General features: G+C 39.4%; 23 protein-coding genes, 1 pseudogene and 1 riboswitch. Of the genes and pseudogenes, 9 read left to right on the plus strand and 15 right to left on the minus strand.

The features are described from left to right. Window positions 1–71: 71 nt before the first annotated feature. From U9R83_RS18820 to U9R83_RS18835, 4 genes are all read right to left on the minus strand, one after another. Window positions 72–395: a hypothetical protein gene (locus U9R83_RS18820; RefSeq protein ID WP_208732998.1), complete on the minus strand. Its 324-nt coding sequence runs from the start codon at window positions 393–395 to the stop codon at window positions 72–74. A 145-nt stretch (window positions 396–540) separates the two neighbouring features. Continuing rightward, window positions 541–726, minus strand: a complete 186-nt coding sequence (locus U9R83_RS18825) for a hypothetical protein (RefSeq protein WP_116739206.1) — start codon at window positions 724–726, stop codon at window positions 541–543. 249 nt (window positions 727–975) lie between these two features. Then, entirely contained in the window at window positions 976–1,758 is a 783-nt protein-coding gene (locus U9R83_RS18830) for a GNAT family N-acetyltransferase (protein WP_226555016.1), read from the minus strand. Window positions 1,759–1,848: 90 nt separating this feature from the next. Next, window positions 1,849–2,241: a GNAT family N-acetyltransferase gene (locus U9R83_RS18835; RefSeq protein ID WP_316910290.1), complete on the minus strand. Its 393-nt coding sequence runs from the start codon at window positions 2,239–2,241 to the stop codon at window positions 1,849–1,851. On the opposite strand from U9R83_RS18835, the pseudogene U9R83_RS18840 reads away from it, so the two are divergent. Further along, window positions 2,195–2,368: pseudogene (locus U9R83_RS18840) on the plus strand (terpene synthase); the annotation flags it as partial. The gene U9R83_RS18835 and the pseudogene U9R83_RS18840 overlap by 47 nt on opposite strands. 434 nt (window positions 2,369–2,802) lie before the next feature. Continuing rightward, on the plus strand, window positions 2,803–2,934 hold the full coding sequence (locus U9R83_RS18845; RefSeq protein WP_014458777.1) for a YvrJ family protein: 132 nt from the start codon (window positions 2,803–2,805) through the stop codon (window positions 2,932–2,934). A gap of 14 nt (window positions 2,935–2,948) precedes the next feature. Here the strand turns inward: U9R83_RS18845 and U9R83_RS18850 are convergent, their stop codons facing one another. Next, window positions 2,949–4,214, minus strand: a complete 1,266-nt coding sequence (locus U9R83_RS18850; protein WP_209367537.1) for a molybdopterin molybdotransferase MoeA — start codon at window positions 4,212–4,214, stop codon at window positions 2,949–2,951. Window positions 4,215–4,328: 114 nt separating this feature from the next. Between U9R83_RS18850 and moaC the strand changes: the two genes are divergently transcribed. Together moaC and U9R83_RS18860 are read left to right on the plus strand one after the other, a co-directional pair. Beyond that, window positions 4,329–4,817: a cyclic pyranopterin monophosphate synthase MoaC gene (gene moaC, locus U9R83_RS18855; RefSeq protein WP_028414923.1), complete on the plus strand. Its 489-nt coding sequence runs from the start codon at window positions 4,329–4,331 to the stop codon at window positions 4,815–4,817. 12 nt (window positions 4,818–4,829) lie between these two features. Beyond that, window positions 4,830–5,342 (plus strand): MogA/MoaB family molybdenum cofactor biosynthesis protein, encoded by a 513-nt coding sequence (locus tag U9R83_RS18860; protein WP_208732995.1) that lies wholly within the window; start codon window positions 4,830–4,832, stop codon window positions 5,340–5,342. 33 nt (window positions 5,343–5,375) lie between these two features. On the opposite strand, the gene U9R83_RS18865 is transcribed toward U9R83_RS18860, so the two are convergent. The 5 genes from U9R83_RS18865 to U9R83_RS18885 all read right to left on the minus strand — a co-directional run bounded on the left by U9R83_RS18865 (window position 5,376) and on the right by U9R83_RS18885 (window position 10,633). Beyond that, the gene (locus U9R83_RS18865; RefSeq protein WP_108674271.1) at window positions 5,376–6,038 is read right to left on the minus strand and encodes a sulfite oxidase-like oxidoreductase; all 663 of its coding nucleotides are present in this window, start codon (window positions 6,036–6,038) and stop codon (window positions 5,376–5,378) included. 24 nt (window positions 6,039–6,062) lie between these two features. After that, entirely contained in the window at window positions 6,063–6,980 is a 918-nt protein-coding gene (locus U9R83_RS18870) for an ABC transporter permease (protein WP_042991975.1), read from the minus strand. Then, a complete protein-coding gene (locus tag U9R83_RS18875) occupies window positions 6,967–8,034 on the minus strand; it encodes an ABC transporter permease (protein WP_042991974.1) in 1,068 nt (355 codons plus the stop codon). Before U9R83_RS18875 ends, U9R83_RS18870 begins: the two co-directional genes overlap by 14 nt. Further along, on the minus strand, window positions 8,009–9,541 hold the full coding sequence (locus U9R83_RS18880) for an ABC transporter ATP-binding protein (protein WP_226555013.1): 1,533 nt from the start codon (window positions 9,539–9,541) through the stop codon (window positions 8,009–8,011). The genes U9R83_RS18875 and U9R83_RS18880 overlap by 26 nt, the downstream gene beginning before the upstream one ends. Window positions 9,542–9,622: 81 nt before the next feature. Then, window positions 9,623–10,633: a BMP family lipoprotein gene (locus U9R83_RS18885; RefSeq protein ID WP_014458769.1), complete on the minus strand. Its 1,011-nt coding sequence runs from the start codon at window positions 10,631–10,633 to the stop codon at window positions 9,623–9,625. Between the two features lie 74 nt (window positions 10,634–10,707). Further along, a riboswitch (SAM riboswitch) is annotated at window positions 10,708–10,814 on the minus strand. Between the two features lie 333 nt (window positions 10,815–11,147). Here U9R83_RS18885 and U9R83_RS18890 point away from each other — a divergent pair. Next, on the plus strand, window positions 11,148–11,309 hold the full coding sequence (locus U9R83_RS18890; protein ID WP_155017469.1) for a hypothetical protein: 162 nt from the start codon (window positions 11,148–11,150) through the stop codon (window positions 11,307–11,309). Window positions 11,310–11,399: 90 nt separating this feature from the next. Here U9R83_RS18890 and U9R83_RS18895 read toward each other — a convergent pair whose 3' ends face one another. Beyond that, the gene (locus U9R83_RS18895) at window positions 11,400–11,768 is read right to left on the minus strand and encodes a hypothetical protein (RefSeq protein ID WP_226555012.1); all 369 of its coding nucleotides are present in this window, start codon (window positions 11,766–11,768) and stop codon (window positions 11,400–11,402) included. Window positions 11,769–12,174: 406 nt separating this feature from the next. On the opposite strand from U9R83_RS18895, the gene U9R83_RS18900 reads away from it, so the two are divergent. After that, on the plus strand, window positions 12,175–12,759 hold the full coding sequence (locus U9R83_RS18900) for a YjgB family protein (protein WP_115654684.1): 585 nt from the start codon (window positions 12,175–12,177) through the stop codon (window positions 12,757–12,759). A gap of 27 nt (window positions 12,760–12,786) precedes the next feature. Here U9R83_RS18900 and U9R83_RS18905 read toward each other — a convergent pair whose 3' ends face one another. The 3 genes from U9R83_RS18905 to U9R83_RS18915 all read right to left on the minus strand — a co-directional run bounded on the left by U9R83_RS18905 (window position 12,787) and on the right by U9R83_RS18915 (window position 15,513). Continuing rightward, window positions 12,787–13,629 (minus strand): GNAT family N-acetyltransferase, encoded by an 843-nt coding sequence (locus tag U9R83_RS18905; protein WP_328575378.1) that lies wholly within the window; start codon window positions 13,627–13,629, stop codon window positions 12,787–12,789. Next, window positions 13,626–14,291: a cyclase family protein gene (locus U9R83_RS18910; RefSeq protein WP_221781034.1), complete on the minus strand. Its 666-nt coding sequence runs from the start codon at window positions 14,289–14,291 to the stop codon at window positions 13,626–13,628. Before U9R83_RS18910 ends, U9R83_RS18905 begins: the two co-directional genes overlap by 4 nt. Before the next feature lie 94 nt (window positions 14,292–14,385). Beyond that, window positions 14,386–15,513 (minus strand): 2-methylaconitate cis-trans isomerase PrpF family protein, encoded by a 1,128-nt coding sequence (locus U9R83_RS18915; protein ID WP_328575459.1) that lies wholly within the window; start codon window positions 15,511–15,513, stop codon window positions 14,386–14,388. 184 nt (window positions 15,514–15,697) lie between these two features. Between U9R83_RS18915 and U9R83_RS18920 the strand changes: the two genes are divergently transcribed. The 3 genes from U9R83_RS18920 (at window position 15,698) to U9R83_RS18930 (ending at window position 18,400) form a co-directional block, all read left to right on the plus strand. Next, window positions 15,698–16,558 carry a LysR family transcriptional regulator gene (locus tag U9R83_RS18920; protein WP_014458763.1) on the plus strand — a complete coding sequence of 287 codons (861 nt, stop codon included), beginning with the start codon at window positions 15,698–15,700 and terminating at the stop codon, window positions 16,556–16,558. Window positions 16,559–16,855: 297 nt separating this feature from the next. Beyond that, window positions 16,856–18,172 carry a CitMHS family transporter gene (locus U9R83_RS18925; protein WP_014458762.1) on the plus strand — a complete coding sequence of 439 codons (1,317 nt, stop codon included), beginning with the start codon at window positions 16,856–16,858 and terminating at the stop codon, window positions 18,170–18,172. A gap of 66 nt (window positions 18,173–18,238) precedes the next feature. After that, the gene (locus U9R83_RS18930; RefSeq protein ID WP_165636182.1) at window positions 18,239–18,400 is read left to right on the plus strand and encodes a hypothetical protein; all 162 of its coding nucleotides are present in this window, start codon (window positions 18,239–18,241) and stop codon (window positions 18,398–18,400) included. Window positions 18,401–18,504: 104 nt separating this feature from the next. Here the strand turns inward: U9R83_RS18930 and U9R83_RS18935 are convergent, their stop codons facing one another. Beyond that, window positions 18,505–19,188: a hypothetical protein gene (locus U9R83_RS18935; protein WP_328575379.1), complete on the minus strand. Its 684-nt coding sequence runs from the start codon at window positions 19,186–19,188 to the stop codon at window positions 18,505–18,507. Between the last annotated feature and the right edge of the window lie 116 nt (window positions 19,189–19,304).

The following is a 19,304-nucleotide window of genomic DNA, read 5'->3' on the forward strand; positions in this document are numbered from 1 at the left end:
TTACCCTCTTCCTTCAAATATTTTATTAACCTTATCGATTCGTTTAATCCTATTTAAAGATTTAGTTAACATTATAGCTTGACCTTCTTTAACGAAAAATGTGGTTTGAAACTAATTTCCACTTCCGTATTGTCATCGTTCCCCAAGATCTTTAAGCGATCATTTTCTCCTTTAATTTGGCTAATATTTTCTAAATCAAAGTTAAAGATTAGCCCTTTAAAGTGTTTATAACTTAAACTTACACTGCACTTACTTTCATGTACTGACATTGTCAATAGTAAATGAAACCCATGATCGTCATCCTTGCTGTACATAAACATACCTGTCTGATAATCAATCATTACTGAAGGTTCATCTTCAAATAACTCAAGCATTTCATATTCATTGTACTTCATTACTATTTAGTCCTTCCTATCTTAATAATTCTTGCGTAAGTACCTACTTGAGCTAAAATATCTTTAAAATTTTAGTAAATACAAATTTCAATTCTCCATATAAAAAGTGCCTGGATAAGCATTATCCAAGCATTCTAGAAATTCATTATGTATGACTTTTCTTTTTTATCTTTACACCTGTATAAATAGAGTTAACTATTAATATGACGGTTCCTAAAAACCATCCTGCAATAGGAGAATACTCGAATACATTTTTCAAAGCCATCCCTAAAGAAATGGCTGCTATTCCTAGCATTAATAAAAGTACAGTGATACCTTGCTGCCTTTGCATATATACCACCTCAGATGCTTTTCTTCTAATCATTGTTTTCCTGGTTGCTCTTTTTTCCCTACAATCCAAGCTAAAGATAAAATTGAAACAGTTACAACTGCTGCCGTTAACATCCCTATATCCCCCTCTTATTCCTTATAATTACATTGTAACATATTTTTAGAACAGTGCTTACACATGCTTATTCTATCTAGACTTTGTTGCTTTAAAAGTATAATCGGTACAAAAAAGCCCTATTTTTAGGGCTTTTCATTTTAATACATATAAAGCGTACCTCTCTTCATTAGAAAATCCAAGTTTACTAGCTAATACTTTCGATGCTTTATTATTATTATCGCAATCCCAAGCAGGCATAACATTCTTTTCTAAACACTTATTTATAAACTCTTGACCTACTATCTTTCCCAGTCCTTGTCCTCTATAGCTAGGATTAGTCACAATATCGATTTCAGCTATTGTTCCACTATGAAAGATCGACACACATTCGGCGACAATGTTTTCTTTATGGATAACACAAACTCCTAATCCGTTTTTCAGAAAATGACTTTCTGATCCCCAGTAATCCACTATATATGATTCATTAAAATTCTCACTTTTTCTTAAAGCGTCAGAGTTAAAATCTTTTAACTCATAAAGATCGGGAAGGGTATACCTAAAAGAAACTTTTGAAGGAACAAATCTATACTTAGAACGCATCATTTTCTTTAGGTAAGGTTGGAAAGTCTCGTCAAAAAAAGCCTCCCAGTCGGTCGATGGAGTAAAAACAGTAAAACGTTTTTCCTTACCATAAACATTCTCAACGAAGTAACGATAGAGAGAATTATTAAACACTAAGTCATTTCCTTGACCAAATACATAATAGTCGCCTGCACGTATTCTAAGAAATCCTGACGTTGGCTTCATACTATCATTTACGTACACAGATCCTTCAATCACATGATTAACGACAGAAAAAGCAAATGTAGGAGTCTTAAATGACGCTTTCAAAATGTTATGTATCTTATCATAATCTTTTGGTTCTAAACAATGCATTTGATCTCCCTCCTTAATAAAGTATTTGTTTATCTATTTCTTTCTAGTTAACACAAACATGTCATAGGCTATTTAAAAAATTAACTTTCGCTATACTTCTTTAGTAAGTAAATAAGAAGGATGTTGTAACCCCATGGGTTTATAAAACTCATCATGCGTGTATTTAAACCCTAGTTTATTCAGCAATCTTGCAGAGTCTCTATTTTTCGGGTTATGCCCAGCAAATAAACTGTTTACCTCAAGGTTAGTAAAAGAGTAATCTATGACTGCTTGACTTGCTTCTTGAGCTATTCCCTTTCCCCAATAAGCACGTTTTAAGTGTATGCCAAACTCTAGAGTTTTACCTTGAATATTGTAAGGTCGCACACCGCAGCAACCTACATGTTCGTTCGTTTGGAGTAAAAAAACAGGCCAGTACTGAATGTTATGTTGACGATACATATCTAATACAAATTTAACAAACTTTATTATTAAGGAATACATTCAAGAAGATTTGTATGATCATGAAGTTAACCTAAAATTCTTCAATAAAATGTTAAAGAATATAGGTTCAAATTATAGTATTGAAGAATTTGATGAAATCAACTGGATTTATTTATCTCAGGATTAAGACCGTGTAAACAAACCACCCTCTTAGGCACACAGCAAAAAAGAGAACCCTTAGGGAAGTAAGAGTTCTGAAAAAGTCACTTTTATAGAATATGCAGCTTTTTATACATCCTTAATTTAGTTGGTTTTTCATTAGGAGGACCAATTAAATCGATGAATTAAAAGTGCACCTCTTATTCATATGTTAGAACACATCAAAAGTATTATTTATATTTTAAAATATGTTATAGTTTAATTCCAATAATCGTTCATACTTGAATACGTGTGAATGAACCCTTATAAAAAGCAGCCTCGCTTGCCAATGCCGAGGCTGCTTTTTTTTATTTCTTAAGGACTTTTGTCTTAAAAATGGATGTATGTCCTGTGAACAAATACTTAGAAATCACATATTATAGTGTATCTTCTAATTGAAGGAGGTATGCAATTATAGAAAACTTGGTTAGTTATATTAAAGAATTAGGCTTTCCAGTTGCGCTATCGTTTTACTTACTCGTGCGCATTGAAAGCAAATTAGATCGAATTACAGAACTGCTTCAAATTCTTATTGAAAAAAAGGACAAGCAATAAGCAGACTTCTGCTTTTATACCCAAAGCGAACTTGTACCTTCTTTTTCAAGATGCAGCACATCCACTTCTATTCCCCTATCGTATCCATGCTCTCCACCCGGAAGAACAATCAAGCCGTTCGCCGCAGCTAAAGATGAAATAGCACCCGACTTGTCCATGCCAACAGGCGTTACTAAGAGCCTTCCCCCTTCGTCTGTAATTTCTCCTCGCACCATTCTTGTGAATGCGTTAGGCTCTTTAAAACGGCCGTTTAACACCGCTTTTGTTTTATGTAAATGAGGCGCCGGTGAATGTAAAAAGCTGCGAACAATCGGACGTACAAACAGTTCAAACCCGACATAGCAAGCAGATGGGTTTCCTGATAATCCAAACAACAGCTGTCCGTTTCGTTCTGCGACTGTTGTGACGCTTCCCGGTCGCATCGCAATTTTGTTAAACAGCACGTTCGCGCCAAGCTTTTTATAAATAGCCGGTAAATAATCATAGTCCCCAACGGATACGCCGCCGGTTGTCAGTAAAATATCCACTTCTTCAAGCGCTTTTTCTACCGCTTCATAGCAGCGGTCAAAATCATCTTCAAGCTTCCCTAAATATTTCGGAATTCCCCCGCTTCTTACGATTTGTGCAAGTGCCATATAGGAGTTGCTGTTGCGGATTTTCCCTGGTTCTAGCGGCTCGTTCACATCAAGCAGTTCGCTTCCTGTTGTTAACACGCCAACAATCGGCTGCTTCACCACGGCTACATCCGCATAGCCAAACGTAGCTAAAAAAGCGGTGACGCCCGGATTGATGCGCGTTCCTTTTGAAACGAGCACGTCTCCTTTTTTTGTTTCTTCTCCTTTTAACGCAATGTGTTCCCACTTTGAAGCCCGCCTGCTTAACGCCATATACGTTTTGCCTTCTTTTTCATACGACTTCGTTACTTCAAGCATCACAACCGCATCACATGAATGAGGCACTTGTGCTCCTGTCATAATGCGCACAGCTTGAAACGGCTTTAGTTCTTCTTCAAAGACAGAACCAGCGCCGATTTCACCTACAACTTCGAACTCGACAGGATGTTCACTTGATACTTCTACGCAGTCTTGTGCTCGAACCGCAAAGCCGTCATAAAGCGATTTATTAAAATGAGGCACGTTTTGATCGGCGATAATATCTTCTCCTAAATAACGTCCGTAGCTTTCGGTGATCGATACGCGTTCAATGCTGCCTTTTCTTTTATATGTCATAACTTTTTCAATTGCTTCAGGAATTGAAATAGGTGTTCTGCTTTCTAACATACATTCTTCACTTCCTTTATGTCTGTTCACTTTTTGCGCTATGGTGTAAAATCATAGCATATCTCACTATTTCTATCATACAACAAAATTTACTGAAAAAGGATGAAAACACCGATGTCTTCTTTTACTCATTTTAATGATCAAGGCCGGGCCAATATGGTCGATATTAGCGAAAAATCTATCACTCGCCGCGTTGCAACAGCTCGTTCAAGCATACTTGTTAACAAAGAAATTCACGAAGCCATTGTAGAACATAAGATCGGAAAAGGCGATGTGCTTGCTGTTGCACAAGTAGCAGGGATCATGGCAGCAAAACGCACGTCTGACATTATTCCGATGTGTCACCCTCTTTTATTAAAAGGCGTGAACCTTTCATTTGACTGGGATACAAGCAATAACGAGTACCGTTTACTAATAGAAGCGACTGTTAAAACCGAAGGATCAACGGGCGTTGAAATGGAAGCTTTAACCGCTGCTTCTGCCTGCGCATTAACCGTTTATGATATGTGCAAAGCCATTGATAAAGGGATGATTATTGGCGAAACATATCTGCTTGAAAAATCAGGCGGCAAAAACGGTGACTACAAACGTACAGAAGCGTAAAGGAGGTACATAATGAGCGTACACGAACATAAATCCAAAGCAACGCAGCCGGTTCGCTGCAAAGTCATTACCATATCAGATACACGCACAAAAGAAACCGATAAAAGCGGCGCGCTGATGATCCAACTTCTAAAAGAACATGATATGCAAGTCGCAGCATATGAAATTGTAAAAGACGACCAAACGTCGATTCAACAAGCGATACTTGCCGGCTGCAGTGATGATGACATTGACGTTGTCCTTACAAACGGCGGAACCGGCATTACAAAACGAGACGTCACGATTGAAGCTGTTCAAGCGCTGATTCATAAAGAAATCGTCGGGTTTGGCGAGCTGTTTCGCATGCTGAGCTACACGGAAGACATTGGCAGCGCAGCGATTATGAGCCGGGCAATTGCCGGGACGGTTAACGAAAAAGCCGTTTTTTCTACACCAGGATCAAGCGGTGCGGTTCGTCTAGCCATGACCAAGCTGATTTTGCCTGAACTTCGCCACGTTGTGTGGGAGTTAAACCGCCAGCGCTAACAAAATGCCTATGCACAAGCATAGGCATTTTTATTAATCATAGTCTTTATGTACCCACTCATCTTCTGGAATACCTAAATCTTCTCCAGAAAAACGCTCTTCTTTAAATGGATCTCCTCTAAGATGAAAGCCGTTTTGCTCCCAAAAGCCAGGATGATTTTCATCAATGACTTCAAAGCCTCGAAGCCATTTAACACTTTTCCAAAAGTACAAGTGCGGAACAACCAATCGCAGCGGATATCCATGCTTAGGTGTAAGCGGCTCTCCGTTAAAGGAATGAGCAAGAAGAATATCGTCTCTCAGCAAATCTTCTACTTCAATGTTTGACGTATAGTCATTGTCTCCGTGCAGCATGATATATTTACTTTTTAACTCCACGCCAACTGCTTTTAAAAAGTCTGTAAATAATACGCCCGTAAATTCATTATCAAGCCTTGTCCATCTCGTTACGCAGTGAATATCACATTTCACCGTCGTTTGCGGCATATCCAATATGTCTTGATAGGAAAGGGTCACTTCCTTGTCTACCAATCCAAACACACGAAGCGTCCACTCCTCTAAGTTATACTCCGGCACGTCCCCTTCATGTAAAATAGGAAAGCGCTCTGTCACTACTTGCCCTGGAGGCACTCGTCCTTCATACTTTGGATCAATTTCTGGTGTTTTCATTCGTTTAATACGGTCTGCTTTGTTCATAGGTACCACCTCTTTATTTTTTTATCAACGTGCACTTTGCTGACTTGTTTGATTCGTTTCGACACCTTTATCTCGTAAGAAAAACATCGCGGCTAATGTAAGTACGTAAGGGACCATCATCGTAAACTCAGTCGGTATTGAAAAACCTTGCAGTCGTGTGCTCACGGCATCCATTAAGCCGAAAAGGATACTTGACGCTAAAATACCGAGCGGATGAGACTGACCGAGCATCATCGCAACAAGTGCGATAAATCCACGCCCTGAAGTCATACCTTCTGAGAACATCGTGACTTGCCCTAACGAAAGCTGTGCTCCCGCGATCCCGCACAGGATTCCGCATGCTGCAATCGCAAACAGCTGATATCTTATTGCTTTCAACCCAAGCGTACTTGCTGCTACTTTATTGTAGCCTACTGCTAGAAGACGAAAACCAAAAATCGTTCGATAAAAGAAGATATAAAAAGCAATAGCTGCTAAAAAAGCAAAATAGACAAGCGGTGACTGCCCGGAAACAATGTCGCCGATTATAGGTATGTCTTTAATTAAAGGAATATCCCATGTACCTATCCCGTGCATGTTTTTATCGTAATAGGCACCTTTTGTATGAAAAATAGTCCGGAGTAAAAATGTCGTTAAGCCCAGTGCTAAAAAATTAATAGACACCCCAACGACAATTTCATTCGCTTTAAACACCACGACCATCATTCCAAAAAGCAAAGCAAAAAGTAAGCTTGCTCCAGCAGCAATCACGATCGCAAAAAAGACATTGTGAGTATAATAGTTACCGGCAATTCCACTAAAAGCCCCAATCAATATCAGACCTTCTAACCCTACATTAAATATGCCTACGCGCGCACAAAGCATTCCGCCCAGCGCCGCTAATAAAATCGGTGCAACCATTCGCAGCGTTGCATTTAACAGTGACCAATCAAGCAGCTCCACGAATATCAGCTCCTTTCTTTTTGGCTTTCCACCACTGCTTTGTAAATTTCGCTGAGATAAATAGAATAAGAACAGCTTGCATAATACTCGCAATTTCTAACGGAATTTCTGTATTACGCTCTAGCCCCATCGCTCCTGTTTGCAAAGCGGCAAGTAAAAGAGACGTAAAAACAATGCCGATTGGATTTGAATTTGCTAACAGAGCAGCCATCACTCCAGTCCATGCATATCCAGGAACGGTGAGCGCACCGTCTACAAATCGGTACTGTGAACCAAGCACTTCAAATCCTCCTGCTAATCCAGCCAAGCTTCCGCTAATAAACATGCTAAACAGCATGACTTTTACCTGATGAATGCCTCCATACGCTCCGAACAACGGATTTTTCCCGGATGCGTTTACTTCATAGCCAAACACAGAGTAGCGAAGCACCGTCCATAGCAGCAGCGCACCCACTAGAGCAATGATAAATCCGACATGAAGAGGCATTCCTTGAAACACTTTTCCAAGCCATGCTGATTGCTCAATCATAGGCGTCTGAGCGAGAGCAGCTGAGCCTGTTTTATCTTGAAAAGGGTGACCTGCTAGATAACTTGCAAATAAAACAGCGATATAATTTAATAAAAGGGTCGAAATGACAAGCTGAATTTTAAACGCGGCTTCCATCCATCCTGCTAAAACGGAAAGCAAACCTCCTGCCACAACAGCAGCGGCAATGGCTGCTATCAGCTTGACTATCCCTGGAGCCGGCAGGTAATAAGCAACAATCGCTGCACTAATCGCTCCAACGACCATTTGTCCTTCTCCCCCTAAATTAAACACACCTGCTCTAAAAGCAAATCCCACACCTAACGCAATTAACAGAATAGGCGTAGCGCGAGCCAGTGTAGTGGTGAAGAAATAAAAATTACCAAACGCTCCATTCCAGAGCTCTGTATATGTTTGGAAAACCGAACCACCTGTTAAGAAGATAATAATGCCTCCTATCGCTAAGCCAAAAATGACCGCAATAATCGGTTGGATTAATGATTTAAGAAGTTTCTGCAACTGTATCACCTTCTACCGTTCCTCCTGCCATTAATATGCTTAGTTTCTCTTCCGTCGCTTCTTCTCTTGTAAGCTCTCCGACAATACTGCCTTCGTACATCACTAAAATTCGATCTGATAGTGAGATAATCTCCGACAGCTCAGACGATACAAGTAAAATAGCAGAGCCATTATTCCTTTTTTGAATCAAGGCATCATGAATACGTTCCATTGCCCCAATATCCACTCCTCGCGTTGGTTCGGCAGCAAGTAGAAAAGAGGTGTTTTGGCCAAGCTCTCTTGCAACAATTAATTTTTGCAGATTTCCCCCAGACAGTTCTCCTGCTTTTTGCTTAGATGAAGTGGCTTTAATCGAAAATTCATTTATCCATTCCTCCACGCTCGACTTGAATATCTTTCTTTTCAGCCAGCCCATCTTCGAGTAAGAAGCTTTATACTGATAGCCCATCAGCGCATTTTCCTCGATCGTATCGTCTTTAGAGGCTCCCCACATATAGCGGTCTTCTGGAATATGAGCAATTCCTGCCTCTCTTCTTTCACGCACAGATCGCCCTGTAAGATCTTCATCTCCAAGTTTGATACTTCCGGCGTCTGTTTCTACTAATCCAGCAATTGCTTGAAGCAGCTCTGACTGCCCATTTCCTGAAACCCCTGCAATACCGACAATTTCGCCTGCAGAAACGTGAAGAGACACATTTTGCAACACGTTTTTTTGTCCTTTTCCTTTTAAAAAGAGATTTTGTACGCTTAAATGAGAAGTGCTTTGTGATGGCACTCTTGCAGGACGCTCTTTTAATTCTCTCCCTACCATTAGGCTCGCTAAATGGTGAGCATTGGTATCTTCTTTACTTGTGACGCCGGCTACTTTACCATTTCGAAGAACTGTAATTCGGTCCGCTACTTCCATCACTTCTTGCAGCTTATGTGTAATAATAATGATGCTTTTTCCTTGAGAAGCCAAAAACCGGATTGTTTTTAATAGTTCCTTTACTTCATAAGGAGTAAGAACTGCGGTAGGCTCGTCTAAAATAATAATTTCTGCTCCTTGATACAGCACTTTTAAAATTTCAATCTTTTGCTGTTCCCCAATTGAGCAATGCTTTACTTTTTTATGAACATCCACTGAAATTTGATAAGTTTGGGTTAATTGCTGTACATCTGCTTTCGCCTGCTTTCTGTTGAAAAAGAGACCTTTCTTTGGCTCATGCCCCAAGACAATATTTTCAGCCACTGAAAAATGAGGAAAAACCATAAAATGCTGATGCACCATGCCTATTCCGTTTTTAATCGCATCCGCAGGAGATGAAAACGAAACAGGTTTCCCGTGCAGCTGAACACTTCCTGAACTCGGCTTTTCCATTCCGTAAAGCATCCTCATCAACGTTGTTTTACCAGCACCGTTTTCTCCGACCAGCGCGTGAACCTCGCCTTTTTTTAGCGTAAGAGACACGTTATCGTTTGCTAAAAATGAACCGTATTTCTTCGTCAAATTCGTTAACTGCAACAGCTCACTCATTCCATTCATTGCTCCTTTCCCTTTAGGTTTTTTTCAAAAATAAGAAAGAGAAGCCAGCCTTACTCGACTTCTCTTCTCAACTCACTTTGCTAACGGATCTTTTACCACTGTTTTTCCATCAATAATCGAATCTTTAATTTCTTTTAATTGATCAATTACATCTTGTCCTACAAAGTCATTAAGAGGTGTCTTGCTGTCTTGAGTCACATACGTTAACCCAACACCTTTTTCTTTTAAGCCGTATGTCACTACGCCCGATTTAAATTTGTCATTTGCGAGTGCTTCTACCGTTTCATAAGCAGCCGCATCAGATCCTTTTAACTGCGATAAAATGATATGCTCAGGATCTACTTCCGTACGGTCAATATCTTGTCCTGCCGTATAAAAACCTTTTTCTTTTGCTGCTTCAAATACACCCAAGTCGCCTACAGCTGATGCTCCAGCGATAAAATCAGCACCTTTTGAAGCTTGTAAAATAGCAAGTTCTTTTGCTTTAGCTGGATCAGAGAAACTTCCCACATAATTTACTAGAAACTCTGCTTTGGGATTTGTTGATTGTAATCCTTCTTTAAAGCTTACCGTCCATTTTTTTAATAATGGAATATCATCAGCTGCAACCATTCCTACTTTATTCGTTTTCGTAATCAATCCTGCGGCTGCTCCTAATAAATATGAAGCTTCTTGTTCACGGAATACAACGCTTCTTACATTTGGTAAATCAACCACTGTATCAATAATCGCAAATTGACGCTGCGGATTTTCTTGAGCTACTTTTTTCAACGCATCTTCGGATTCAAAAGAAGATGTAATAATCAAGTCATAATTTTCTGCTACGGCAGCACGCAAATTACTTTCAATGGCTGCTTGATCTGTAGATTCAATTGTCTTTACATCAATGTTATACTTCTTCCCAGCGCGTTTTGCTCCCTCATCCATTTGCTGAAAAAACGGGTTAACTCCAATCTTTTCAGGCAAAACAAGAGCAATTCGCTTCTTTCCTTTCTCTTCACTTCCACTGCTTTTTGTGCTTTTTGACTGACAGCCAGTTACGAGTAGTACAAGCGCAACTGCTAAAATAAGAAATCTCTTCATTTAACTTACTCCCCCTATAATATAAAAAAGCTCTTCCTTTATATAAAGGAAGAGCTCGTTAACCAAACGTCTCTTCCTCATCTTCAAGAACATACTGTTCTTAAGGATTTGGCACCATTCTGTCATAGACAGCGGTTGCCGGGTTTCACAGGGCCAGTCCCTCCACCTCTCTTGATAAGGAAAACAATAGCTATTTGTTTTATGTAATATAGTCAATATTAATAGTTTTTTAATAATTGTCAATATTATTTTTCTTTTTCATACAAAAAAACTTTAAAAACAGATAGGATTATATGGTTTTAGTCTACTAAAATAGAAGTTAAAGCCTTTACCTCATTTCTTGAATCATTCTATACTTCTTCACAAAGCGCTTATACTGAATTTGTTGACTGTCGAAAGGATTTAGTGGTAGCAAATAAATTCTATTATGCTTCTTCGGTTAATGTGTTATTAATTGAAACCACTTTACCAATAATGTTAGACTTTTCCTTAGCGATATTGTTAAGAGGTGTTAATGTTGAAATTAATGAAAGAATTATCTGGCATAGCCATTGGGCTTATTATCGCTTTAGCCGTTTCAAAAATATTTTTTGATACCCCGACCAACATTGGAATCGTAGTTATTTTTATTACGAGTATGGTCGTAACAGGGGTAGCAAGAGCAAAACTAAGATGAGATAATCTAACAAAAAAACACCACCTTTTATTCGCAAGGTGGTGTTTTCTTTTAATGATTTTAGTATGTAGTAATTCTAAGTGAAGGCCTTTACCCTTCTCCATCAATCATCGTATACTGCCTTGCAAAGCGCTTGTAGTAAATTTGCTCATCCTCTTGCCCATCGTTAAAAACAAGTCGGTTATGATCAATATCTTTTTCTTTTAACACATAGCCTTTTTCATTCATCAGTTGAATATATTCATCTAAATGTCCTTTTTTCACCATATAGTGAAGAGCATCATCTGAATCCTTAGTCTCTGCTACACCTTGACTTCCCACCTCTAACTTGAATACAGCTGTTGCTGTTTGAATCGGACGGTAATCGCCAAACACTCTTTCCCAATTTAATAGCAGCAGCGCGCCGAAAATTATGATACATCCTCCAGCCGCTACGGTTAGTAAAAATCGTTTTGACACTTCTTTCTCTCCTCTACATTCTTTTTCTTCTATTCAATACAACAGATCGCCCTAAACTTGTTTTTACGCCAAGCCCTAGATACACAGCTGCAATATAGATATATATTTAACAAATACTTGATTTATTGTATCATAATTACAATTATTATCCGGTTTTTTATAAAGCATTAGAACCTTCTTCATATTACGTTTTTTTACCTAATAAAGGAATATAAACCACCCTTTTCACCTATGATAAATGAATCGTTTTTTGCTTTTTGCTTTACCTGACGTTTACATTCTAAAAGACGTGTTACATTATATATATCAGTTACCAACTCAACTAAGACTCCTTGACTATTCTGGCCTACCTTCTCTTTTAGGTAGACTGAGGTTGCTAAATCGTTATATATAGGAGGAAAAAATCATGAAAATGACACAACGACTATCAAAAGCGGCGGCGGCGGCAACGATTACAGGAATTGCGGCTTTTGGATTTGCTCCTGTCGCTCAGCTTGATACACCAGCACATGCAGCTACATCTCAAGAAACAAGCAGTCAAAGTCAAACAGCTGTAAAGAACATTAACGAAATTTATAACGCCGCAGTAAAAGGTGAAGTACCACGATTAACAGCAGACTTTAAAATTGGCAAAACCCTGCGTCAAGACGTTCGCGATCAGTTCGGTCCGCCGCCTGAAGGTTCATCAAATAGCTTTGACTACTATCACGCGGAAATGGGCCATCCTGGGTATGCATTTGGCTATGACCAAAATAACGTCATCAACGAAATTCGCTATTTTGGTACGAATGTAGAGCGTCAAACAAACTTAGGGTCCATCACGCAAGCTAACTTAAAGAAAGAATTAGGTCAGCCAAACTTTACAGGTAAAGTAAAAGGTGATGGTACGACTCAAACGAGATACACGTATCATGCCGGCGCCTATGACCTTGAATTTATTTTTGATGATAGCAAAACATTAAATCACGTAAATTTAGTTGCGAAACCTTAGTTCATAGAAAAAGTAGCAGACAGCCTGCTACTTTTTTTCATGAAATAAAACTAGTGCTGAATCAGCTACGTGTTCATACCCAATCTCCATATAAATCTTGTTAGACGTAGGGTTTGTAGTGTCCGTGTATAGACTTGTTGTTTGAAAACCGCTGTCTAGCATAAGCTGAGAAAGCGTGGACACACAGCTTGAGGCATAGCCTTTTTTACGTTCTTCCCGCGGCGTGTATACAAAGTTAATTGTAATGTTATGAGTCGTTGGACGCGTAGAATTGGCAATCGACACATACTTCCCGTTCACTTCCCATAAAAATAACCGTTCTGCTTCAATAAAAGCTTCGCCTGTTTTGACAGCTTGTTCTTTTGACACAGGCTCTCCAACAATACCCATAAACTCCCAAATCCATTCTGTCACGAGCGGAAGGTGCTCCAACCTTGCTTTTACCAGCACTCCGTCCGCGTCCACAGCTTTTTTTACTTTGTCTAATCGGTAAATGCGCTGATCCATTTTCAAAGAAGCTTCTTGATTTTTTAGCGTTGCTAGTTTTTGAGAAAGATATAAAGCCGTTTGCCTTTCTCCAACTAAGCCCGGTACGTCGATTTCTTGTAATAGCTCTGCCGCTTCGCTTAGTTCACACTCCGTTAGCTTCTGTATTTGAGACAGGATGATTTGCTTAGGATGCGTTTGCAGTAACACAAGCGCAGCACGACTGTCTTTTAAAATAACACCCATGAAATTTGGTTTGCTGCTTTCATTTAAGCTGCGTAAAATGCCAAGCGCTAAGTTATGAAGAACTTCATTCTTCGATAAAAGCGGTTCTACTTGGTTTTTAAATTCCTGCACTTCTCTATATCTATGTAACTGGATCATTTTCTTTCTACCTCCGCAAATGCTCTTACGGGAAACGTTCCGGCTCCTTTTATTTTAGGAGGCACGGCGTAAAATAAAAAGGACTGCGTTAGTTGATCTAAGTGACATAAGTGTTCAGCAATTACAATGTCCGCTCCTAACAGCAGCGTATGAGCTGGTCTTGCTTTTCCTTTTGTGTCGTCAATATTCATCGAATCAATTCCTACAAGAGCGGGCTGTTGAGACACTAAATAAGCTGCCGCGCTTTCTGTTAAGTATGGATGGTTTTCTAAATAATCGTCTGTATTCCAGTAGCAATCCCATCCCGTATGAATTAATACCGCTTTGCCTTTTACATCTATATGCTGAAAATGAGATTCATCAATAGCTTTTAAAGTCGGGTCGACTGAAACTACTATTCCTTCCAGCCCGGCTGTTTTATCAATAGCCGTTTGAGCTAAATCCGCTCCGTCTTTGTATCTGTGAAACGGCACGTCAATATATGTACCTGTATTTGTAACCATTTCAATTTTACCGATTTGAAATTCAGTCCCTGGTTCATAAAGCTTTTTAGACTCTTCTCGGCTTAAATAGTCGCAAATGATTGGTGCCGGCAAGCCTTTATGTGTGATAACTCCGTCTTCAATGACGTGGCTTAAATCAATATACGTTCTTTTTTTCATACTCCCACCTACTTTTTCAATATTCAGTAAAAACAGTCTAACATAAAAAAGCTCGTTCTAGTTTCCTAGAAAGAGCTTTTTTTAGAGAACGTTATTAACTTGATAAACACACATCGTACGTATGCTTTGTATAAACAAATCCTTCAAAAATAAGACGGGCTGTACGCACTACTTTGATTCCTTTAACCTGTCCATCCTTTGCATCCACGCTGGTTTCCATAATTCCCATTGGATGAGCAAGTCGAACGGTATCACCTTTTAGCTGCACCATTTCTGACAGCAGCGTGCCTTTTGTATAAATCGCCGCCGTTGTACAAATTGCTCCTGTAATCGCAAGCGTTTGATGCGGTTTTTGCATCGACATCATCCGAATTAATACGTCCATTTGAGAAGCAGATTTTTCTCTTCCAGTTCCGTCGCGGTGGTCCATAGGAGGAGAAATAATCGTCATTTTCGGAACGGCTGGTGATAGTTTAGTTGCTTTGTCTCGAGGTGCGAGCCCCGCTTTTTCCGCTGCAATGGAGCGAATTTCTTCAAATAGCTTCAGCTGTTTGTCCGTGTATTCATGCGGAAGTTCTGTTCCCTTTAGGCCAATATCCGCTGCTTTCACAAATACAAGCGGATTTCCTACATCAACAATTGATGCTTTTACTGTCCCGATGGATGTTTGCAGAAGATCAATAGCGTTCCCGGTCGGAAGCAGTTTTCCAGTAACAGCTCCTTCTCCGTTTTCAAACGAAAGATAAATAGGCGCCCCCGTACCTGGCACTCCAGGAATCATACACGATCCTTCTGTTTTCACTTTTCCGTTTTCTACTTCTACTTCCGCTACAATTACTTTTTTAGTATTCGTATTATAAATCCGGACTTTGGTCACCGGTTCCACAGCTTGTACAAGTCCTTGTTCGATTGCATAAGGTCCGACTGCTGAGGAGATATTGCCGCAGTTTCCTTTAAAATCAACGAGAGATTCGCTGATGCTAACCTGCGCAAACGTGTAATCTACGTCAGCTTCTTCTAAATCTGATTTTTTTATAATCGCAATTTTACTTGTCAGCGAATTGGCTCCGCCCAACCCGTCAATTTGACGTTGATCCGGACTTCCCATTATATCTAGCAAAAACGGTTCCCAATCCGATTTATTCACAGGCATTTCTTCATGATTGATAAAGACTCCTTTACTCGTTCCACCTCTCATAACCGTTACAGGAATACGCGTCATCTTAATCACCTTTCTCCCCTACTAACAAACGCCGAGGCGTTCATCAAACCATTTTATTTTTTTACTATTTAGAACCGGTTCATTTGCCATTTATCGTATAATAGAGGCGGTCATAAGTAAAATACATAAAATTTATTGTCTTTTTAAAAATTTTTTTATAATCTAAATACAAGGGGGAATTGGGATGGATCAAAAAGATTGGATATTAATTAAAACGCTTCACGAAGAAAAGAACATTACGCGAACGGCTGAAAGGCTCTACGTATCGCAGCCTTCTTTAAGCTACCGGCTTAAAAATCTTGAAGAAGAATTTGGCGTGACGCTTTTTTTCAAAACGAAAAAAGGCATTGAGTTTACATCTGAAGGTGAGCATCTTGTTCGCTATGCAGAAAATATGTGGAAGCAGCTGCAGGAAACAAAAGACAGCATGCGTAATATGAGCGAAACCGTTACGGGAACGCTTCGCCTAGGGGTATCGAGTAACTTTGCACAGCATAAGCTTCCAAAGATTTTAAAGCAGTTTTCTCTTCATTATCCAAACGTGCAGTTCAGTGTGAATACAGGCTGGAGTACGCAAGTTATGAATCTATTAGACTCTTCGCGTGTGCACGTTGGTATTTTACGAGGCAATTACCCGTGGAACGGAGAAAAATCACTGCTGACGAAAGAACGGCTCTGCTTAATTTCTAAAAAAGAAATTGCGATCGATGACTTGCCGAACCTGCCTTATATTAACTATAAAACGGATACGTCGCTAAAAGATCTCATTCAAGACTGGTGGCATGACAAGTTTTCAGAGCCTCCGTTTGTAGCAATGGAAGTTGACCGGCAAGAAACGGCCAAAGAAATGGTTAAAAATGATTTAGGCTTTGCGATTTTGCCTGAAATTTGCCTTCACTCCAGCGACAATTTATATACATACGGACTTTCATACCGAGATGAATCACCTTTGCTTCGAAATACGTGGCTCATGTATGATCCTTCTTACTTGAATCTATCGGTCGTGAAAGCATTTATTGACTTTTTAAAGCTAAGTGAAAAATAAAGCAAAAAGCTAAAAAGTTTGCGTCTTGGAAGAATCTCTCTTTTAGACCAAGCTTTTTTCTAGACTACCATTATAAAAAATTTTTATGAACTTTCTAAAAAAACCTATATTTCCTTTATTTTTCAAAATGTACTAACATGAAAACAAGAAACATCAGCGGGGGTAAAGAGCGGCTTTAAAAATTCTTAATAATCAAACTACGACTCATACATGGGGATGAGAGATGTTAGTCACGTTTTTTTACTCTAAAAGAAAACGCTTTCAGAGAAACGAGGGAAAATAAAGGAGGTTGTTTGAATGCTAGCACTACTAGGTTTTACAATGATTATTGTCTTTACGTATCTCATTATGTCAAAAAGGATGTCTCCTATCGTAGCTTTAATGGTGATTCCACTTCTTTTTGCGGTGATTGGAGGGTTTGGCAAAGGCGTCGGAGACATGATGCTAGAAGGGTTAAAACAAGTAGCTCCGTCAGCTGCGATGCTGCTGTTTGCCATTTTATACTTCGGCGTTATGATTGATGCCGGCCTTTTCGATCCACTAATTAAGCAGCTGTTAAAAATCGTAAAAGGTGATCCGATGAAAATCGTAATTGGAACCGCTCTTCTATCGCTTTTAGTTGCACTAGACGGAGACGGTACAACTACTTATATGATTACGGTGTCTGCTCTTCTTCCACTTTATAAACGTTTGAATATGAGTCCGTTAGTGTTAACGACGGTTGCGATGCTTTCTCTTAGTATCATGAGCAGTATGACGCCTTGGGGAGGCCCGGCTACTCGCGCGATTGTTGCCCTTAACCTCGATGCATCAGATTTCTTTCTTCCGCTTATCCCAACATTAATTGGCGGCGCTTTGTGGGTGATTTTCACAGGCTATATCCTTGGAAAAAAAGAACGCAGACGACTTGGTGCTATTGACATTGAGCAGTTTGAATTAAAAAGCTCGCTTGCTTTTGCTGAAGACGCGTCTTTAACCTCTCAAGAAGATATTACACAGCCTAAAAAAATCTGGATTAACTTAGCTTTAACGATTGCACTTATGGTCGTACTAGTTTCTGGCATTTGGTCAGTTTCTGTTTTATTTATGATTGGCTTTGCGCTTGCTCTTATGATTAACTATCCAAAACTCGAGGATCAAAAAGAACGTTTAATGGCTCATGCAGGAAACGCGTTAACCGTTGCAGCCCTTGTCTTTGCAGCCGGTATTTTTACAGGGATACTATCCGGCACTAAAATGGTGGACGAAATGGCTAGCCTGTTAATTCATTTAGTTCCTGATTCACTCGGTTCGTTTTTACCGACAATTGTCGCTTTAACAAGCATGCCGTTTACATTTGTGATGAGTAACGACGCTTATTACTTCGGTGTTTTACCAATATTCGCTGAAACGGCTGCTTCTTACGGAATCGATCCGATGGAAATTGCGCGAGCTTCAGTACTCGGACAACCTGTTCATCTGTTAAGTCCACTTGTTGCGTCTACTTTCTTACTTGTAGGTATGGTAGGTGTTGATCTTGGTGAACATCAGCGATTCGCATTTAAATGGGCCGTTTTAACGTCTCTTGTTCTGATTGTCCTTGCTATTGTCACAGGCGCACTTACGCTATTTTAATAGGAATAAAAGCCGTTATGGCTTTTTATTAATAAATTCTACATGATAGGTGGAGGTACTTCTAAAATGTATGTGATTACGTGTTATGTCAGAAAAGATGAAATAAAAATGTACGAGTTTGATAGTAAAGAAGAAGCGCTTTCTCAGCTCAAAAAGCTGAAAGGCTGCAGTATTCTTTCAGAAGTTGCTTACTTTAATGATTCATCGGTCATTCCGATAGCTATTTAATTATGCACCACTCAACCCTATAGGTACAAATTTGATAAGCTTCCTTTCGCTCAAAAGGAAGCTTCTTTTTTATGTTCTTCTCAAGCTCCGGCCCTTTTCTCTCATCAGCGTTTTGTTACGTCTGGTTCGTTTTGTTTTCTTGCTTCAATCATATGAATAATTCGATTGGTATGTGGAGTTAATGCTGTACATTTTTGATAGAAGGCTCCGTCTACAACAAGCAGCTCTTCGTCCATCCCGCAAAACTTGCAGCGAAGCTCTTGCGGTCCCCTGTAGGATGTGTGATAGACGCTATCGTTAAAGATGGTGTAAAAAGTATCTCTTTGCTGGGTATCGTAAAAACCATATTGCTGGTTAGCGTCATCACGGTAGTTAACTCCATAGTTCCGTTCAAATTCTTCTTGAGTAAACCCATCCTGCAAAAGTTCATTTTGTACTAGTTCTCTTAAACAATCCTCTATTTCTTCATCGTTAAATGAACAATTATGCGCGTAAACATCCAGTTCTTCAGTGCTGTTCTCTTTTACCATCACTTCACTGCCGCAAATCTTACAGGGGTGTTTAGGACGCTGTTGATCAAAGTAAGAGAGAGTTTGTACCTTTTCCACTGCTATTTCATCGCTCACCTTTTTAAATTTAATCATCACATTTTCTGTTTGACTAACGTTTTCGTTATACAACATCACTTCATATTCATCTATATTCTTTCCGTTTTCTTTTCGACTCGAATGCTCCATTACTTCATACGAAGAAATGGTAAAAAACTCGTTAAAATTCACCACTAGCATGCATCCTTCCAAAAAATTTGCGTTCTCTATGTACCTGCTCTATACTACCATTTTTTCAAAGGCTCGCACCACTAAACGAACTTCTTTTAAATTCATGCATGTATAGCAGTTCACTA

Origin of the sequence: Priestia sp. LL-8 (assembly GCF_036227845.1) — a bacterium.
Classification (GTDB): domain Bacteria; phylum Bacillota; class Bacilli; order Bacillales; family Bacillaceae_H; genus Priestia; species Priestia zanthoxyli.

Coding starts and splice junctions, on each gene's coding strand:
- U9R83_RS18820 (WP_208732998.1), bottom strand. CDS start 395: ATGAAGTACAATGAATATGAAATGCTTGAGTTATTTGAAGATGAACCT.
- U9R83_RS18825 (WP_116739206.1), bottom strand. CDS start 726: ATGCAAAGGCAGCAAGGTATCACTGTACTTTTATTAATGCTAGGAATA.
- U9R83_RS18830 (WP_226555016.1), bottom strand. CDS start 1,758: ATGCATTGTTTAGAACCAAAAGATTATGATAAGATACATAACATTTTG.
- U9R83_RS18835 (WP_316910290.1), bottom strand. CDS start 2,241: ATGTATTCCTTAATAATAAAGTTTGTTAAATTTGTATTAGATATGTAT.
- U9R83_RS18850 (WP_209367537.1), bottom strand. CDS start 4,214: ATGTTAGAAAGCAGAACACCTATTTCAATTCCTGAAGCAATTGAAAAA.
- moaC (WP_028414923.1), top strand. CDS start 4,329: ATGTCTTCTTTTACTCATTTTAATGATCAAGGCCGGGCCAATATGGTC.
- U9R83_RS18860 (WP_208732995.1), top strand. CDS start 4,830: ATGAGCGTACACGAACATAAATCCAAAGCAACGCAGCCGGTTCGCTGC.
- U9R83_RS18865 (WP_108674271.1), bottom strand. CDS start 6,038: ATGAACAAAGCAGACCGTATTAAACGAATGAAAACACCAGAAATTGAT.
- U9R83_RS18880 (WP_226555013.1), bottom strand. CDS start 9,541: ATGAGTGAGCTGTTGCAGTTAACGAATTTGACGAAGAAATACGGTTCA.
- U9R83_RS18885 (WP_014458769.1), bottom strand. CDS start 10,633: ATGAAGAGATTTCTTATTTTAGCAGTTGCGCTTGTACTACTCGTAACT.
- U9R83_RS18890 (WP_155017469.1), top strand. CDS start 11,148: ATGTTGAAATTAATGAAAGAATTATCTGGCATAGCCATTGGGCTTATT.
- U9R83_RS18900 (WP_115654684.1), top strand. CDS start 12,175: ATGAAAATGACACAACGACTATCAAAAGCGGCGGCGGCGGCAACGATT.
- U9R83_RS18905 (WP_328575378.1), bottom strand. CDS start 13,629: ATGATCCAGTTACATAGATATAGAGAAGTGCAGGAATTTAAAAACCAA.
- U9R83_RS18910 (WP_221781034.1), bottom strand. CDS start 14,291: ATGAAAAAAAGAACGTATATTGATTTAAGCCACGTCATTGAAGACGGA.
- U9R83_RS18915 (WP_328575459.1), bottom strand. CDS start 15,513: ATGACGCGTATTCCTGTAACGGTTATGAGAGGTGGAACGAGTAAAGGA.
- U9R83_RS18920 (WP_014458763.1), top strand. CDS start 15,698: ATGGATCAAAAAGATTGGATATTAATTAAAACGCTTCACGAAGAAAAG.
- U9R83_RS18925 (WP_014458762.1), top strand. CDS start 16,856: ATGCTAGCACTACTAGGTTTTACAATGATTATTGTCTTTACGTATCTC.
- U9R83_RS18930 (WP_165636182.1), top strand. CDS start 18,239: ATGTATGTGATTACGTGTTATGTCAGAAAAGATGAAATAAAAATGTAC.
- U9R83_RS18935 (WP_328575379.1), bottom strand. CDS start 19,188: ATGCTAGTGGTGAATTTTAACGAGTTTTTTACCATTTCTTCGTATGAA.